Below are 16,081 nucleotides of genomic sequence, written 5' to 3'. Positions count from 1 at the left end.
ACCCGGCCAAGGTGCAGACACCCGCCGAAGCCCGCGCCGCTCTGCAGGCCGTGACCAAGGACGACGTGCGCGCCATCCTGCGCAAACTGACCCTCTCGGTCAGCTATCTGCTCACAAAGGAGGTGGCCGCTCATGCCGCAGAATAACCAGACCCTGCTGGAAAAGACCGTGGCTGACCAGTGGCAGACCCTGCCCTCCGGACTGACCGTTATCGTGCGGCCCATGCCGGGCTATTCCAGCACTCATGTCATTTTTGCTACCCGCTTTGGCTCCATTGACCGGGATTTCCGGCTGGACGGCAAAGAGGTGCATCTGCCTGCAGGCGTGGCACACTTCCTCGAGCACAAGATGTTTGAAGATCAGGACGGCGATGCCTTTGCAAAGTATGCCAAGACCGGTGCCAATGCCAACGCATTTACCAGCTTTGACCGCACCTGCTACCTGTTCACTGCGACCCAGCAGCTGGACGAAAGCTTGGATGTGCTGCTGGGCATGGTGACTCATCCGTACTTTACCGAGCAGACCATCGCCAAGGAGCAGGGCATCATCGGGCAGGAGATCAAAATGTACGATGACAGCCCGGACTGGCGGCTCATCACCGGCCTGTTCGAGTGCTTGTACCACGAGCATCCCATCCGCAGCGATATCGCGGGCACGGTGGAGAGCATTGCTGAGATCACGCCGGAGATGCTTTACGACAGCTGCAAAGCCTTCTATGCACCGGGCAATATGGTGCTGGCGGCTGCCGGCAACACTACCATGGAGCAGATCCTGGCTGCCTGTGAGCGCCACGGCCTGATGAGACCGCGCAGCACCGAAAGAGTGCAGCGGCTGTGGAAGCCGGAACCCATGACGCTGGCGGCAGCCCATAAGACCCTGAAAATGCCGGTGTCCAAGCCCTGCTTCGGCGTGGGCTTCAAGGAGAAGCCGTTGCCCCCGAACGATCTGCGCACTGAAGCGCTGTATGATCTGATCCTGAGCTGCATCACAGGCGGCATGTCGCCGCTGTACCGCCGTCTGTACGACGGAGGCCTTGTGAACCCCGGCTTTGGCGGGGAAGTGCTGCGGGTGGACGGCTGCTGCTGCATCCTGTTCACCGGCGAGAGCGATGCCCCCGATGCCGTGAAGCAGATGCTTCTGGACGAGATCGCCCGCATCCGTGCCGCGGGTGTGGACCGGGAGATCTTTACCCTGTGCAAGAACGAAAAGTACGGCCAGCTGATCGAAAATCTGGAAAATGTGGAGGACTCGGCCAGCCAGATGGCAGACTTTGCCCTCTCCGGCCAGACGGTGGCGCAGCAGATCACCATGCTGGCAGGGCTGACTGCCGAGGATGCGGACGCTGCGCTGCAGCACATCCTCAGCACCGACCGCATGGCTGTGATGGATATTTTGCCAGATGGCACTGCGCCGCTGGCCGAGAACGAGGAGGAAGCAGAATGACAAATCTGGTGCAGTTCCCGGGGCTGGGCCTGAGCTTTGAGATCAACCGCGTGGCCCTTTCCATTGGCGGGTTCAATATTTACTGGTATGGCGTGTGCATTGCCTTTGGCATCTGTCTGGCGCTGGTATTTGCGTTCCGCCACAGCATCGAGTTCGGCGTGGACCCGGACAGCATGGTGGACGTGATCTTGATCGGCATCGTGCTGGGCATTGTCAGCGCCCGCGCTTACTATGTGGCCATGGCACCCTTTAAATACGAAAGCATCTGGGAGATGATCGCCATTCGGGATGGCGGCCTTGCCATCTACGGTGGCATCATCGGCGGCTTTCTGTTCGGTGGCTTGGCCTGCAAACGGCGGGGCGTGCCGGTGCTGCCCATGTTCGACCTGACCGCTATGGGTTTTCTGCTGGGACAGGGCTGCGGCCGCTGGGGCAACTTCTTCAATCAGGAGGCCTTTGGTTGCAACACCACCCTGCCGTGGGGCATGTTCAGCGAAACGACCCGCGCTTACCTGATGGGCAGCACAGTCACGGCCCAGAGCGGCGTGACCATTGACCCGAATCTGCCGGTGCATCCCACCTTCCTGTACGAAAGCATCTGGTGCTTCGTGGGCTTTCTCCTGCTGTTCCGTTACATTAAAAAGCGCAAGTTCAACGGTGACATTGCCCTGCGGTATATGATTTGGTACGGCGCGGGCCGCTTCTGGATCGAAGCCCTGCGCACCGACAGTCTGATGCTGGTGCCCTCCATTGGTCTGCGGGCATCCCAGCTGGTGGCAGGTATCGCTGTGGTAGTCGGTGTGGCTGCGGAAATTTACTTCACCCACAAGTTCAAGGACAAGCCCCTGATGGTAAAGCTGGCAATGACGGCGGACAACAAAGCCGCAGTCAATAAGCTGAGCAAAGGAAAAACTGTTATCAGTCTGATGACGGATACAGATACTGAACTGCTGGCCTCCAGCCCGCGCAAGCTCTTCGTGGAGCGCACCGAAGCGTATAATGCCGAAGTAAAACGCACCATCGCGGAAAGCAGAAAGACGGAAAAATAAAAAATCCTTCGGAAAGAGGAAAATTCCTCTTGCATTTCCATCGTTTTTTTGCTATAATATTCTAGCCGCATGGTGTGGGCGCCTGAAATGGCCCAGTGTAAGGGCCTGCCTTTACGACCAGCGAGTACAACGAAAAGGAATGAACAAAATGTACGCAATCATTGTTACCGGCGGTAAGCAGTACCGCGTGGAGCAGGGCGACATCGTCTACATCGAGAAGCTGGACGTTGAGGCCGACTCCGAAGTGAAGTTTGATCAGGTTCTCGCTATTGGCGAGGAGGGTTCTGTGAGGGTTGGCGCTCCTGTTGTTGAGGGTGCTACCGTTACTGCCAAGGTTATCAAGAATGGCAAGGGCAAGAAGCTGAACATCATCACCTATCGCGCAAAGAAGCACAGTGCTCGCCGTATGGGCCATCGTCAGCCCTTCACCAAGGTTGAGATCACTGCGATCAACGGCTAAGGAGGTAAATTACAATGGCACATAAAAAGGGCGTAGGCAGCACCAAGAACGGCCGCGATTCCGCAGCACAGCGTCTGGGCACCAAGCGTGCAGACGGTCAGTTCGTTCTGGCCGGCAACATCCTGGTTCGTCAGCGTGGCACCCACATCATGCCGGGTGAGAACGTTGGCAAGGGCAGCGATGACACCCTGTTTGCTCTGGTGGACGGTACCGTCCGTTTCGAGCGCGTGGGTAAAGACGGCAAGAAGTGCAGCGTCAAGCAGTAACTTCTTTCGGATAACTGCAAAACGTAGAGAGCCGGACCCTCGTGGCCCGGCTCTTTTTGATGAAGAATTCTCTTTTTGACTGTCTGGTAGAAACTCCCCCAGTCGCCTGTGGCGACAGCCCCCTCGGGGAGGGGGCCTTAAAGCCTCCCTCCTTGAGGGAGGTGGCATCGTGCAGCGATGCCGGAAGGAGTTCCCGGCAAGGAAAGGGGAATAAACGAACATATAAAACTAAGGAGGGGCTGTATGGCAGCACAAACCAACTTTATCGACATCGCCACGATATGGCTCCACGCGGGCAAGGGCGGCGACGGTGCGGTGAGCTTTCACCGTGAAAAATTCGTGGCCGCTGGCGGCCCGGACGGCGGCGACGGCGGCCGCGGCGGCGATATCATCTTTGTGGTGGACGATCACCTGACCACCCTGATGGATTTCCGCTATAAGCGCAAGTATGTGGCCCCGGAGGGTGGCAAGGGCGGTGCAAGCCTGTGCCACGGCAAAAACGCGGAGAACCTTGTCATCAAGGTGCCGCTGGGCACCGTCATCAAGGACGCCGAGAGCGGCCTTGTCATTGCGGACCTGTCCGACCACACCCCAGTCACCATTGCAAAGGGTGGCCGCGGCGGCTACGGCAATGCGCATTTTGCCACTCCCACCCGACAGATCCCCAAGTTTGCAAAGCCCGGTATGCCCGGCGAAGACATTCAGGTGACGCTGGAGCTGAAGCTGATCGCCGATGTGGGTCTGATCGGCTTCCCCAATGTGGGTAAGTCCACCCTCATTTCCACCATCAGCGCAGCCAAGCCTAAGATCGCAAACTACCACTTCACCACGCTGGTGCCCACGCTGGGCGTTGTATCCGTGGCGGAGGGCGCAAGCTTTGTCTGCGCCGACATCCCCGGCCTGATCGAGGGTGCCAGCGAGGGCATCGGTCTGGGACATGACTTCCTGCGCCATGTGGAGCGCTGCCGCCTGCTGCTGCATGTGGTGGATGTTTCTGGCAGCGAGTGCCGTGAACCCATTGAGGATTTTGAAAAGATCAACGAGGAGCTGGCAAAGTTCAGCCCTGTGCTGGCTGAGCGCCCGCAGATCGTCATTGGCAACAAGTGCGATCTGGCCACCGAGGAGCAGATCGAAGCTTTCCGCAAGTATGTGGAGGGCAAGGGCTTGACCTTTGTGCCCATCTCTGCCGCTACGATGCAGGGCGTGAAGGAACTGCCGGGCCTCGTGTATAGCCGCCTGAAGGATATCCCGCCGGTGCCGGTGTTTGCTCCCGAGTACAAGAAGCCCGAACCCAAGGCCAACGACCGTGCGTTTGAGATCAAGCGCATGGAAGCCCATGTGTGGAGCGTGGAAGCCCCGTGGCTGGAATACATTCTGGCCGGCAGCAATGTGGACGACTACGAAAGCCTGCAGTTCTTCCAGCGTCAGTTGGGTGAGAGCGGCATTCTGGACGCTCTGGTGGCAAAGGGCGTGCAGGAGAACGACACCATTCTCATTGGCGATTACCAGTTCGATTATATCTTCTAAGAGGTCACTATGAACGAACCTGAAAAGATCGACCCGCGGGAGCTTAGCCCCTTGGCGCTGGCCTTTGTGGGCGACAGCGTGCTGGAACTGCTGGTGCGACAGCGTCTGGTGGAGCATCACCGCCTGTCTGCCGGAAAGCTCAACGCAGAAAAGGTCAAATACGTCTCGGCCCGGGCACAGTTCCGGGAGGAACAGCTGCTGGAGCCGCTGTTCACTGAGGACGAACTGGCCGTGTTCAAGCGGGGCCGCAACGCCAGCAAGGCCAGCGTGGCAAAGCACGCTTCCCCGGAGGAATACCGTGCTTCCACCGGCTTCGAGTGCCTGCTGGGCTGGCTGTATCTGAACGGTCAGCTGGGCCGTGTGCACGAGCTGTTTGAAACACTGTGGCAGCAGTTCGACCCCAACGAAAAATAAAAACGCGAAAGCCCGCTGCTTTCCGCACTGGAAAACAGTGCCGGAGGGCAGCGGGCTTTGCGATTTGAGAAAGATCAGAGGTTCGCGCCCGTGGTCCATCAGGCGCGAAGGGCAGCGTTAGCGGCTGTTTTTGGCGTTGCTGGAACGGCTGCTCGTGGAGTTCTTGGCGCTCTCATCGTCGGCACCCTTGGTGTACTGGTTGGGGTGCTTGTGCTCGTTGGTGGCGCTGTTGGTGGTCTGGTTGGACGTGCGGTTCGAGGTCTGATTCTTGCAGTTATTGCTGCGGTTTTCGGTTGCCATAGTGAATGATCTCCTTTCGGTTTTCCGTGCGGGGCGGTGTGCCCCTCACAAGACCTAGTTTGGCCGCAGACGGCGGCTTTATACATCCCACAGGAGGAATGCAGAATGCCCATGGAATATTTTGAACAGCGGGAGCGCGCTCTGCTGGGAGACCGGTTCGATGTCCTGTATGCAGCCCCGCAGGAAACGGCGGAGCGCGGCGTAACGGTGTCGGCCCTGCGCAGCTCACCGGAGCAGTTTGCCGCAAAAGCCGATTTCCCACTGGAAGCATCGCCCTTTTGCAAGGCGGCATTCGTGGTGCATCAGCCGGATGATTTGAAATTCCGGCCCGGGCGGCATCCGTACCACCATGCGGGCGTGTTCTACTCGCAGGAGCCGTCTGCGTCCTCGGCGGCACCGCTGCTGGGCGTGCAGCCCGGGATGCGTGTGCTGGACATGTGCGCCGCGCCCGGCGGCAAAAGCAGCCAGCTGGCGGCGGCGCTGCAGGGCCGGGGTGTGCTGGTGAGCAACGAATACGTTGCAGCTCGTGCGGATATCCTGAAAAGCAATCTGGAACGCATGGGCGTGCCCAATGCAGTGGTGCTGAACGAAGCACCTGCCCGCATTGCGGATGCGCTGCCGGAATTTTTTGACCGGGTGCTGGTGGACGCACCCTGTTCCGGCGAGGGCATGTTCCGCAAGGAGCCGGTGGCCCGTCAGCAGCACTGTGAAGCGCTGGTGAAGCAGTGTGCTGAGCTGGGTGCAGAAATTCTGGACTGTGCAGCCGCTGTGCTGGCCCCGGGCGGGCAGCTGGTGTATTCCACCTGCACCTTTGCACCCGAGGAGGACGAGGGACAGGTGGCGGCGTTCCTGCAGCGCCACCCGGAGTTCACCCTTGCGGATGCCTTGGGAAATGTGGACTACACCTTTGGCAGCGCGGGCGAAGCCAACCGCACCGGCGGTCTGCCGCTGGATGTGAGCAAGGTGCGCCGTATCTGGCCCTGTCAGGGCGGCGAGGGCCACTTTATGGCCCGGCTCGTCAAAGCTGGCACTCCGCGCGTTCTGCCCGCAGAGGGCGAGTACACTGCCGAAGAACAGCTCTGGCTGGCAGCAGCGGAAGCTGCGGGCAAAAAGGCCAAGGGGAAGGGCGGCAAGCCTGCCAAGACCCCGGATGCCCGCAGTGCCCGCCGCGAGAATGCCCGTGCCTGCCGGGAAGCGGTGCAGGGTGACAAGCGCAGCCGCGAAGCACAGGCAGGGGAGACAAGTCCTGCCCAGAGCCTTGCAGCATGGCACGCGTTTGCCGGGCAGTATTTCCCGGCGCTGGTTGACCGCCCGGCTGTGGTGCACGGCGGCGGTGTGCTGCTGCCGGTGCCGTTCCCGCAGACGAACCTGCATGTGCTGCGGGCGGGCGTATTTGTGGGCAGCGTGCAGAAAGGCCGCTTTGTGCCGGAGCACCATCTGTTCACGGCATTTGGCGCACAGTGCGTAAACCGCGAAGAACTCACCCTTGATGACCCGCGCTGCGTGGAGTATCTTTCCGGCCGTGAGGTGGAAGCCCGCATCGCTGCTGACGGCTGGTGCTGCGTGACGGTGGACGGCTGGCCGCTGGGCGGCGGCAAGGTATCCGGCGGGCGGGTGAAAAACCATTATCCCAAGGCGCTGCGGCTGCTGTAAACGGGCAGAAAAAGCGCATTTTTCCGCGCAGAATGCTGAAAACCGGGCGGATAAGGCTTGAACGCTCTGCCCGGTTGTGCTACAATAATAGAGTTAGATTTTGTGTGCTGCCACAATGCGGGCGACCACAGCCCGTCTGCCCGCAGGCGGAGATTTGAGAATATACAGGAGGCTCTTTCCCATGTCTGGACATAGCAAATGGAACAATATTAAGCGCAAGAAGGAAAAGACCGATGGCGCAAAGGCAAAGGTCTTTACCAAGATCGGCCGCGAGATCAGCGTTGCCGTGCGTACCGGCGGCCCGAACCCTGCTTCCAACAGCAAGCTGGCTGACCTGATCGCCAAGGCAAAGCGCATGAGCGTGCCCAACGATAACATCCAGCGCATCATCAAGAAGGCTGAGGGCGGCGATAAGACCGAGTACGAAGCAATCACCTACGAAGGCTACGGCCCCGGCGGCGTTGCTGTCATGGTGGAGACCTTGACCGACAACCGCAACCGTACCGCTGCCGACCTGCGCCACTACTTCGACAAGAACGGCGGCAATCTGGGTGCTATGGGCTGCGTGGGCTTCCTGTTCAGCCAGAAGGGTGTCATTGACATCTCTCTGGAAGATAAGGATGCCGACGAGGCTATGATGGATGCTCTGGATGCTGGTGCCGAGGACTTCGATGCCAGCGAGGATGCAGCCGAGATCACCACCGATCCCGAGAACTATTCTGCTGTGGTCAAGGCCATGGAGGAGAAGGGCTACGAGATCCTCTCCGACGATCTGGCCATGGTGCCCATGACCACCACCCGCCTGACCGACCCCGACCAGTTGAAGCTGATGGGCAAGCTGCTGGATGCGCTGGAAGACAATGATGATGTCCAGAACGTCTGGCACAGCCTGGAGAACGAAGAGGATCTGCCGGAATAACCTTCCGCAAGGCTCTTTGCTCCTGAAATAAGACGATAAAAAGCCGCTTTTTGTGCTAATTGGCACGAAAGGCGGCTTTTTTGTGCTGTGTTACGGGACTGAAAACGGCTTGGGACACCTCCACTGAACAATAAAAATCCCCCGTCGGCAAGGCATACCGGCGGGGGAAAGGGGGAGAGCGTTTTTTAATAGATTATTGCACGCTTGCAAGGAACCGCACAAAGCCTGCGCGGCCAGCCTCGTCCATTTTATAGACACCAGCATCGGCCAATACCTGAGCGAACACATGGCCCACCTCGTTCTGCAGGATGAGGTGCACGGTGTCGCCGTTCAGTTCCGGGTGGCGGGCAAGAATATCCTCGGCCCACTCGGCGTGCTTCTGCAGTTCTTCCGGGTACTGGCTCACCGGGGTGCGGGCCACCAGTGCATCGGCCAGCTCAAACAGCTCCTTTTTCAGGCGGCTGGGCAGCACGGCAAGGCCCATGACCTCGATCAGGCCGATGTTTTCCTTTTTGATGTGATGCAGCTTTGCATGGGGATGGAACACGCCCAGCGGATGCTCCGGGGTGGTGATGTTGTTGCGCAGCACCAGATCCAGCTGATACTTGCCGTCCCGCATCCGGGCAATGGGGGTGATGGTGTTATGTGGCTCGCCGTCGGTCTCGGCAAAGATGAAGCATTTTTCGTCCGAGTAGCCGCGCCATGCGGTCAGAATTTTATCGGCCAGCTCCACAAGACGGGCATCATCCTCGCTGGTCAGGCGGATGCAGCTCATGGGCCAGTGCACGATACCGGCATCCACATCCTCAAAACCGGGGAAGACCCACTTCTTCTCGACGGGAGCCTTTGCCATAGCGAATTCATAGTGGCCGCCCTGGAAATGGTCGTGGCTGAGAATGCTGCCGCCCACGATGGGCAGGTCGGCGTTGCTGCCCACGAAATAGTGGGGGAACAGGCCCACGAAATCCAGCAGCTTGCGGAAGGTAGCACGCTCGATCTTCATGGGAGTGTGCTGGTTGTTGAACACGATGCAGTGCTCGTTGTAGTAGACGTAGGGGCTGTACTGCAGGTTCCAAGCGCTGTCGTTGATGGTGAGAGGGATGATGCGGTGATTCTCGCGGGCGGGGTGGTTCATGCGGCCTGCATAGCCTTCGTTCTCGGCGCAAAGCTGGCACTTGGGGTAGGCGCTCTGGGGAGCTAGTTTGGCGGCGGCAATGGCCTTGGGGTCTTTTTCGGGCTTCGAGAGGTTGATGGTGATATCCAGATCGCCGTAGGGGGTCTTGGTGACCCATTTCAGGTCGCGTTTGATGCGGTAGCGGCGGATATAATCGGTGTCCTGACTGAATTTATAGAACCAGTCGGTTGCGGCCTGCGGGCCTTCGCTTTCGTAGCGTTCCTCGAAATTGGCGCGCACGATGCTGGGCCGCGGGGTCAATACGCCCATGAGCTTTGTGTCGAACAGGTCGCGGGCGGTGGAGTTGTCCTCGCACACACCGCGGGCAACGGCATCATCTACCAGCGTTTTGAGGATGCTTTCCAGATCGGTATAGCACACCTCGCCCTCCGGCGCGGTAAAGTCGTCCAGCTGCATGGTCATAAGCAGCTGGTTGCGGATGTAAATTTCATCATCGGGCAGGATAAGGCCGGTGTCCAGCCCGTAATTCACGAGCTGCTGAATGGCGGTAGAAATCACAGGACTGCGCCTCCTTCCGGGCGGATGTTCAGCACATGGCAGCGGCCCTCACCAAGGATGGCTTCCATGTGGGCCTTGAAGTCGGCCAGCATTTCCACCGGCACAAAGGCCTGAGCCGTACCGGCAAAGCCGCCGCCGTGCACGCGCACAGCGCCCTTGCCGTTCAGATAATGCTTGGCAGCTGCAATGGTCACGCCCATCTCCTGATGCTCCTTGTAACCGGCGGGGATCACGTTCTGCAGGTATTCCCAGCTGCTGTGGCCGGACTCGTTGACCAGACGCAGGAAAGTGTCAAAATCGCCCTCGCGCAGGGCAGCTACCTGTTTTGCCACGCGGTCGTTATCGGCATAGATATGGAAGGCGCGCAGCACGGCACGGTCGCCGCACTGCTTGCGGCACTCCGGAAGCTTTGCAAGGAAGGTCTCAAACGGCACATCCCGCAGCACTTCGCCGCCGCACACAGCAGCCACAGCGCGGCACTCGGCGGGCACAGCGGCATATTCGTCGGTCAGGTCGGCATGATCTGCGCAGGAATCCAGAATGCACAGGGCAAGGCCTGCCTTGGAGAAATCCACGGCCACCGGCTCCACATCCGGGTGGGCAGGGTCCGCAAAATCAATGGTAATAATGTTGCCAACGCTGGAAGCCATCTGATCCATCAGGCCGCAGGGCTTGCCAAAGTAGACGTTCTCTGCCCACTGGCCGATCTGCGCGATCTCGATGGGGGAGACTTTATCGGTCATGAAGCAGTCATTCAGGATCACGCCGATCAGCACTTCAAAGGCGGCGGAGGAAGAAACGCCGCTGCCCTTGGGCACGTTGGAGGAAATGTACACATCCAGACCGGCCAGCTTTGCGCCGCGCTGACGGAAGGCTTCGCATTCGCCGCGCAGCAGAGAGAGGGTAGTGTTTTCCTCTTCCTTGCGGGCAGCAAGGTCATCAAGGCCGATCACACACAGGTCGTAGCCTTCGCTCTGCACGCGCAGCTGGTTCAGGGTGTTGGGCGCAGCGGCAGCGATCATATCAATATTCACGCTGCCGGCCAGCACGCGGCCATGCTGGTGGTCGGTGTGGTTGCCGCCGATCTCGGTGCGGCCGGGGGCACTGTAAAGACCAGCTTCAGCATGGGGGCCAAAGGTGGCATCCAGACCATTCAGAACAGCTTCGTAGCGGGCAGCCTGTGCAGGAGTTTCGTCGGGCGCACAGCAGTAAAGTGCTGCCAGCCGGGCAGCGTGAGCGCCGCTGGAAAGCTCCTGCTTCCATGCGGAAACAGATTTCATCATAGGATAATCCTCCTTTTGAGCGGGTTGGAACTGCAGTGCAGGGCCGCATACAGGATGCTCTGCACACTTCTGTCCTTATCATATAAAATCCGGACAGAAAAAACCATGTGTTATTGTTGCATCTGGATGAAAAGTTGCAAAAAGACTGAAATTGGCGCACAGAGTGGAATTTGACGGTTGAAATAAAATTAGATATTAAACGGAAAAACCATTGGCAAAAATGCCTGCAAATCCACGGCTTTGCGTGGGACGGACGAGGCCTGCACAACATGGAGATTTGCGCTTTGAAAAAACAGGGAAAAAGCGCATGGGCCTTTTCCCTGTTTCCCAAAATATTATTTTGTAAACTCGTTTCCGGTCAGGCCGTCCATGTTCAGCATCCCTTCCAGTGCGGCCACATCTGCCGAAACGTCCAGTGCGTCGGACTGGAACAGCTTGTCCAGCTGATTTTCAAAGGCGGTCACCAGCAGGTCCATGCTGCGCTCGATGTTCTTTTTGACATCGGCGATGTTTTCCCCCTGCACATCCTGCGCAGGAAGGCTGGCGTAGGTGTTCAGCAGCTTGAGGGCGGTGGGCAGATAGTAGTCCATGAATTTCTGCAGCTGAGCCTTTTTGCCGGGGTCTTGCTTTGCCAGCTCAAAGATGCGGGCACTGACCGCTTCCAGACGGCTGATCTTGGTGGTCATCACGGGGTCCGGGATGGCATCGTTGACCTGCCGCAGCTGCTGCAGAATTGCGGTATATTGGTCCGCTGGTGCAGGTTCTGGGGCGGGCGCAGGCTTCGGTTTCCGGGGCGGCTGGGGAGCCGCGCCGCGCACTACCAGAGTATTGGTGCGGTTATCAATGTAAGCATCTGCACCGAAGTAACCGTGGGAAATAGCACTTTCCACCACGGTGCGGCCCTTTGCGGCATCGATGCCCGCGGCAGCAAACAGCTCGTCCAGCGGAATATTGTCGCGGTCGCCTGCGATCTTGTCCAACAGGCGTTCCAGCTTGCGGGTACGATCCATGCGCAGGCCGGTCAGCAGAGCAGCACCGCCGCCCAGCATCTGGGCAATGGCGGTAAACGCCTCCATCATGCTGTCAGCGCCATCCATGAACAGGGTGCTGAAGCCCACGAACAGAAAGACAGCACCGCCGATGGTGCACAGGGTGGTAAGGAACTTGTGCCGCTCCTTGGCATCCTTCTGCTCTTTGGTGGGAACATCGTGGCCGTAAGTTGGCTCGTTTTCCTGCCGGGGAGCCGTCTGCGCAGGTGCGGGGCCGAGGTCGGAACGATAGTCTGCCTGCGCCTGCGCAGCAGCCGTTTCCTCTTTTTCGGCGTTTTTATCGATGCTTTTTAAGATGAACAGCAGCACGCCCAGCGGTGCCGACATGGCAAACACAATAAAGATGGCAATGGTGGGAATGTGGGCAAAATAATGTTTTTTGGGCTGCATGAGCAAAAACCTCTCAATTTATCCTGACTGTCCGGCAAAAGAACAGAAAAAGACCGCGTTCCACTCTATTATAGCGGAGCACGGCCTTTTTGTTAAGGGGGAAATATTGATGTGCGTGGAAGCGGCAGGGGAGTAAGTCTGCTGCCTACCGGAAAAAGTTACTTCATCAGACTGCAGACGGCCTCGGCGTAGGCGGCGGGATCATCCACCGGCAGGCCTTCGATCAGCTGAGCCTGTGCGTACAGCAGAGCACTGTACTTCTTGAGCTTGTCGGTGTCACCGGCCTCCTGTGCGGCCTTGAGCACGGCAAACACGGGGTGGTTGACATTCAGTTCCAGAACCTTATCGCTCTTTACGCCTTCGCTGCCGGGCTGCTTGGACAGCACCTTTTCCATCTCAATGGACAGCGGGCCGTCAGCACTCAGGCACACAGGGTGATCCTTCAGGCGGGTAGAGACCTTGACCTCTTTCACCTTGCCGTCCAGTGCGTCCTTCATGGCATCGAACAGGCTCTTGTTCTCAGCGGTAGCGTCCTCGGCGGCCTTCTTCTCTTCCTCGGTCTCAAGGCCCAGATCACCGCTGTTGACATTCTTGAACTCCACGGTACCGTCCTTGCCTTCGGCATCCTTGCGGGGATAGGTGCGCAGGATCTGCAGGCAGAACTCATCCACATCCTCGGTCAGCAGCAGGACGTCATAGCCCTTATCCATGACCAGCTCAGCGGCGGGCAGCTTTGCCAGACGGTCGGTAGAATCACCGGCAGCAAAGTAGATATACTTCTGCTCAGCGGGCATCTTGTCCACATACTCCTGCAGAGTGACCATCTTCTGCTCCTTGGCAGACCAGAACAGCAGCAGGTCGCGCAGCAGCTCGGCGTGCATGCCGTAGTCGGAGTAAGCACCGAACTTGATCTGACGGCCGAACTCTTTCCAGAATTCCTCGTACTTCTCGCGGTCATTGGCCAGCATGGCGTGCAGCTCGTTCTTGATCTTTTTTTCCAGAGCGTTGTGGATCAGCTTGAGCTGGTTGTCCTTCTGCAGCATCTCGCGGCTGATGTTCAGGCTCAGATCCTGACTGTCCACAATGCCTTTGACGAAGCTGAAGTAATCGGGCAGCAGGTCGGCGCACTTCTCCATAATGAGCACGCCGGATGCGTACAGGGCCAGACCCTTTTCATAATCCTTGGTGTAGAAGTCGTAGGGACGGTGGCTGGGCACGAACAGCAGGGCATTATAATTTGCAGTGCCCTCGGTGCGGCTGACGATGACGCGGGCGGGGTCGGTATAATCACCAAACTTTTCCTTATAGAAGTTCGCGTACTCCTCGTCGGTCACTTCGCTCTTCTGCTTTTTCCAGATGGGCACCATGCTGTTCAGAGTTTCCAGCTCGGTGTAAGTCTCCCATTCGGGCTTATAGTCCTCCGGCTTAGGATCGGGTTCCGGCTTCTGGCGCTCGTGCTGGCGCTCCATCTGGATGGGATAGCGCACATAGTCGCTGTACTTCTTCACGATGGCCACGATGCCGTACTCATCGAGGAAGTTGTCGTAGTGGTCCGTCTCAGTATCCGGCTTGATGTGCAGGATGATCTGGGTGCCTGCGGTATCCTTCTGGGCGGGGGTCATTTCGTAGCCGTCCACACCGGAGGACTCCCACTGCCATGCTTCGTCCGAGCCATAAGCCTTGGAAATGACGGTGACTTTATCGGCTACCATGAAGGAGGAGTAGAAGCCGACACCAAACTGGCCGATGATATCGATGTTCTCGTCCTTGTTGTCCTTCTTGAAATCCAGAGAACCGGAGTGAGCAATGGTGCCCAGATTCTGCTCAAGTTCCTCTTTGGTCATGCCGATGCCGTTATCCTCAATGGTCAGGATGCGGTTCTCCTTATCGCGTGTGATGAGGATGCGGAAATCGCCCTTGTTCATGCCCACAGAAGGATCGGTCAGGCTCTTATAATAGAGCTTATCGATGGCATCCGATGCGTTGGAGATCAGCTCGCGCAAGAAAATTTCCTTATTGGTGTAGATGGAGTTGATCATCATATCCATCAGCTTTTTGCTTTCAGCCTGAAATTCTTTCTTAGCCATAATGCAAAACCTCTTTTTATCTGTATTCGGCACCAAGCACTCGGAATAGGATATTGCTTTTGAATACTTAGCACTCGTAACTTTCGAGTGCTAATATACACCGACAAAAAGCAAAAATCAAGGGCTTTCATAAAAAGTTTAAAAAATGGTTCGTTTTGTGCTATAATGAACCGCAAAGGATGCTGTAAAAGGAGGAAATATCATGCAGCTGAAACAGCTGGAACTGGCCGGCGGTGGGACACTGACCGTTTATCTGCGTGATTGCTGTGAGCGGATGCCGAATGTGCTTGACCGGCCATTGGTGCTGGTGGTGCCCGGCGGCGGCTATACCCATGTGAGTGCCCGTGAGGGCGACCCGGTGGCGCTGCAGTTTGCGGCGGCGGGGTACCACACCGCTGTGCTGGACTACGCCATCTGCGAAAAGGCAAAGGACCACATGCCGCTGCGCCAGCTGGCCGAGGCTATTGGTCTTGTGCGGCAGCACGCGGCCCAGTGGCATATCCTGCCGGAAAAAATTGCCGTGTGCGGCTTTTCAGCGGGCGGCCACCTGGCCCTTTCCGGTGCTGTGCTGGACATTCCCGGCGAAGCGGCCCAGCCCCGGCCCAATGCGGTCATTCTGGGCTATCCGGTGGTCATGGCAGGGCAGTATGCCCACCGCGGCAGCTTTGTGCAGCTGGCGGGCAGCGCCGACCCAGCGGCACAGCAGGTGTTCGGGCTGGAGGATAAGATCACGCCGCAGATGCCGCCGGTGTTCGTATGGACCACCATGGAGGATGCCACCGTTCCGGTGGAGAACACCCTGATGCTGGTGAACGCTCTGCACCGGGCGGGCGTGCCCTGCGAGGCGCATCTGTTTGAAAAGGGGGTGCACGGTACCAGCATCAGCACGGCAGAGGTGGACCAGCCCAGCCGCCACCGGCATCACTGGGTGGAACTGGCAGTGGAATGGCTGGGAGACACTTTTGCCTTTTCCGTCTGTTAAGTCTGGATATATTTGAACGAACCTACAAAAAATTCACAATTAAACTGTTGACTTGCATAAGCCTTTGACGTATACTGGTCAGCAGGGACAAACTAAAGGAAGAAGGAAATACCTATGGTTATGGACCCGACCCTGCCGCGCATCTCTGTGCGCGACCTGATGATGCAGGCTTTTCTCACCGGATGGGAGCTTTCGGACAAGACAGTCTCGCAGGACGAATACCTGCAAAGCTCCATTCAGGTGATCGAAATGCTGCAGGTGGAACCGGAAAACCTTTATGCCGAAGAAGGCCTTGGCCTGCCGGACGGCGAAGAGGTGGATCATCTGGACGACTGGCTGCGTGCCGACGGCCAGTGGCTGTACTACGGTGTAGAGGAAGAAAATTTCTTCCTGATCCAGTGGTACCCGGACGAAGCCGCCGCAAAGGCAAAACTGGCCCAGCTGGAAGAACTGGGCGACGGCAAGCAGTATCTGGTAGATTTTTCCCTCAAGCGGGAGAACCCTTCCAGTGCAGAGAACTTCGGCAATTCCAATCCGGTCCAGCTCCGCTCCTGAAAACATCACCT

Annotated in this window: 15 protein-coding genes; 10 read left to right on the top strand and 5 right to left on the bottom strand. The window is 58.1% G+C overall.

The annotated features are described in order from the left end of the window. The first annotated feature begins 132 nt into the window (after positions 1-132). From QZL71_RS09430 to QZL71_RS09405, 6 genes are all read left to right on the top strand, one after another. Positions 133-1,443 carry an EF-P 5-aminopentanol modification-associated protein YfmH gene (locus tag QZL71_RS09430; protein WP_294648578.1) on the top strand — a complete coding sequence of 437 codons (1,311 nt, stop codon included), beginning with the start codon at positions 133-135 and terminating at the stop codon, positions 1,441-1,443. Then, complete coding sequence (gene lgt, locus QZL71_RS09425; RefSeq protein ID WP_294648577.1) at positions 1,440-2,492, top strand: prolipoprotein diacylglyceryl transferase; 1,053 nt, start codon at positions 1,440-1,442, stop codon at positions 2,490-2,492. The genes QZL71_RS09430 and lgt overlap by 4 nt, the downstream gene beginning before the upstream one ends. Before the next feature lie 148 nt (positions 2,493-2,640). Continuing rightward, a complete protein-coding gene (rplU, locus tag QZL71_RS09420) occupies positions 2,641-2,952 on the top strand; it encodes a 50S ribosomal protein L21 (protein ID WP_294648576.1) in 312 nt (103 codons plus the stop codon). A gap of 14 nt (positions 2,953-2,966) precedes the next feature. Next, positions 2,967-3,218, top strand: coding sequence for a 50S ribosomal protein L27 (gene rpmA / locus QZL71_RS09415; RefSeq protein WP_005945908.1), 252 nt, complete (start codon positions 2,967-2,969; stop codon positions 3,216-3,218). Positions 3,219-3,461: 243 nt separating this feature from the next. Further along, entirely contained in the window at positions 3,462-4,745 is a 1,284-nt protein-coding gene (gene obgE / locus QZL71_RS09410) for a GTPase ObgE (protein ID WP_294648575.1), read from the top strand. A gap of 9 nt (positions 4,746-4,754) precedes the next feature. Next, complete coding sequence (locus QZL71_RS09405; RefSeq protein ID WP_005945912.1) at positions 4,755-5,159, top strand: Mini-ribonuclease 3; 405 nt, start codon at positions 4,755-4,757, stop codon at positions 5,157-5,159. A 117-nt stretch (positions 5,160-5,276) separates the two neighbouring features. On the opposite strand, the gene QZL71_RS09400 is transcribed toward QZL71_RS09405, so the two are convergent. Next, positions 5,277-5,459, bottom strand: a complete 183-nt coding sequence (locus QZL71_RS09400; protein WP_097775376.1) for a hypothetical protein — start codon at positions 5,457-5,459, stop codon at positions 5,277-5,279. A 105-nt stretch (positions 5,460-5,564) separates the two neighbouring features. Here QZL71_RS09400 and QZL71_RS09395 point away from each other — a divergent pair, with 105 nt between their 5' ends. Both QZL71_RS09395 and QZL71_RS09390 read left to right on the top strand, forming a co-directional pair. Further along, the gene (locus QZL71_RS09395; protein WP_294648574.1) at positions 5,565-7,112 is read left to right on the top strand and encodes an RsmB/NOP family class I SAM-dependent RNA methyltransferase; all 1,548 of its coding nucleotides are present in this window, start codon (positions 5,565-5,567) and stop codon (positions 7,110-7,112) included. A 181-nt stretch (positions 7,113-7,293) separates the two neighbouring features. Further along, positions 7,294-8,031 carry a YebC/PmpR family DNA-binding transcriptional regulator gene (locus QZL71_RS09390; RefSeq protein WP_044954219.1) on the top strand — a complete coding sequence of 246 codons (738 nt, stop codon included), beginning with the start codon at positions 7,294-7,296 and terminating at the stop codon, positions 8,029-8,031. 193 nt (positions 8,032-8,224) lie between these two features. Here QZL71_RS09390 and galT read toward each other — a convergent pair whose 3' ends face one another. The 4 genes from galT to htpG all read right to left on the bottom strand — a co-directional run bounded on the left by galT (position 8,225) and on the right by htpG (position 14,533). Beyond that, a complete protein-coding gene (gene galT / locus QZL71_RS09385; RefSeq protein ID WP_223389738.1) occupies positions 8,225-9,724 on the bottom strand; it encodes a UDP-glucose--hexose-1-phosphate uridylyltransferase in 1,500 nt (499 codons plus the stop codon). Next, positions 9,721-11,007 (bottom strand): galactokinase, encoded by a 1,287-nt coding sequence (locus QZL71_RS09380; protein WP_294648573.1) that lies wholly within the window; start codon positions 11,005-11,007, stop codon positions 9,721-9,723. Before QZL71_RS09380 ends, galT begins: the two co-directional genes overlap by 4 nt. A gap of 335 nt (positions 11,008-11,342) precedes the next feature. Further along, complete coding sequence (locus QZL71_RS09375; protein WP_005945926.1) at positions 11,343-12,446, bottom strand: 5-bromo-4-chloroindolyl phosphate hydrolysis family protein; 1,104 nt, start codon at positions 12,444-12,446, stop codon at positions 11,343-11,345. A gap of 158 nt (positions 12,447-12,604) precedes the next feature. Further along, positions 12,605-14,533, bottom strand: a complete 1,929-nt coding sequence (gene htpG / locus QZL71_RS09370) for a molecular chaperone HtpG (RefSeq protein ID WP_005945930.1) — start codon at positions 14,531-14,533, stop codon at positions 12,605-12,607. A gap of 202 nt (positions 14,534-14,735) precedes the next feature. Here htpG and QZL71_RS09365 point away from each other — a divergent pair, with 202 nt between their 5' ends. Further along, positions 14,736-15,515: an alpha/beta hydrolase gene (locus QZL71_RS09365; RefSeq protein WP_005945933.1), complete on the top strand. Its 780-nt coding sequence runs from the start codon at positions 14,736-14,738 to the stop codon at positions 15,513-15,515. Between the two features lie 114 nt (positions 15,516-15,629). Next, entirely contained in the window at positions 15,630-16,070 is a 441-nt protein-coding gene (locus tag QZL71_RS09360; RefSeq protein WP_005945935.1) for a hypothetical protein, read from the top strand. Positions 16,071-16,081: the final 11 nt, after the last annotated feature.

The organism is uncultured Faecalibacterium sp. (genome assembly GCF_900066275.1).
GTDB classification, from domain to species: domain Bacteria; phylum Bacillota; class Clostridia; order Oscillospirales; family Ruminococcaceae; genus Faecalibacterium; species Faecalibacterium taiwanense.
Note: the sequence above shows the minus strand (reverse complement) of the source record. Positions and strands in the feature narration are given on the sequence as shown.

Bases quoted from the DNA above. Each gene is read 5' to 3' on its own strand.
- QZL71_RS09430 (WP_294648578.1), top strand. From the start codon at position 133: ATGCCGCAGAATAACCAGACCCTGCTGGAAAAGACCGTGGCTGACCAG.
- lgt (WP_294648577.1), top strand. From the start codon at position 1,440: ATGACAAATCTGGTGCAGTTCCCGGGGCTGGGCCTGAGCTTTGAGATC.
- rplU (WP_294648576.1), top strand. From the start codon at position 2,641: ATGTACGCAATCATTGTTACCGGCGGTAAGCAGTACCGCGTGGAGCAG.
- rpmA (WP_005945908.1), top strand. From the start codon at position 2,967: ATGGCACATAAAAAGGGCGTAGGCAGCACCAAGAACGGCCGCGATTCC.
- obgE (WP_294648575.1), top strand. From the start codon at position 3,462: ATGGCAGCACAAACCAACTTTATCGACATCGCCACGATATGGCTCCAC.
- QZL71_RS09405 (WP_005945912.1), top strand. From the start codon at position 4,755: ATGAACGAACCTGAAAAGATCGACCCGCGGGAGCTTAGCCCCTTGGCG.
- QZL71_RS09400 (WP_097775376.1), bottom strand. From the start codon at position 5,459: ATGGCAACCGAAAACCGCAGCAATAACTGCAAGAATCAGACCTCGAAC.
- QZL71_RS09395 (WP_294648574.1), top strand. From the start codon at position 5,565: ATGCCCATGGAATATTTTGAACAGCGGGAGCGCGCTCTGCTGGGAGAC.
- QZL71_RS09390 (WP_044954219.1), top strand. From the start codon at position 7,294: ATGTCTGGACATAGCAAATGGAACAATATTAAGCGCAAGAAGGAAAAG.
- QZL71_RS09380 (WP_294648573.1), bottom strand. From the start codon at position 11,007: ATGATGAAATCTGTTTCCGCATGGAAGCAGGAGCTTTCCAGCGGCGCT.
- QZL71_RS09375 (WP_005945926.1), bottom strand. From the start codon at position 12,446: ATGCAGCCCAAAAAACATTATTTTGCCCACATTCCCACCATTGCCATC.
- htpG (WP_005945930.1), bottom strand. From the start codon at position 14,533: ATGGCTAAGAAAGAATTTCAGGCTGAAAGCAAAAAGCTGATGGATATG.
- QZL71_RS09365 (WP_005945933.1), top strand. From the start codon at position 14,736: ATGCAGCTGAAACAGCTGGAACTGGCCGGCGGTGGGACACTGACCGTT.
- QZL71_RS09360 (WP_005945935.1), top strand. From the start codon at position 15,630: ATGGTTATGGACCCGACCCTGCCGCGCATCTCTGTGCGCGACCTGATG.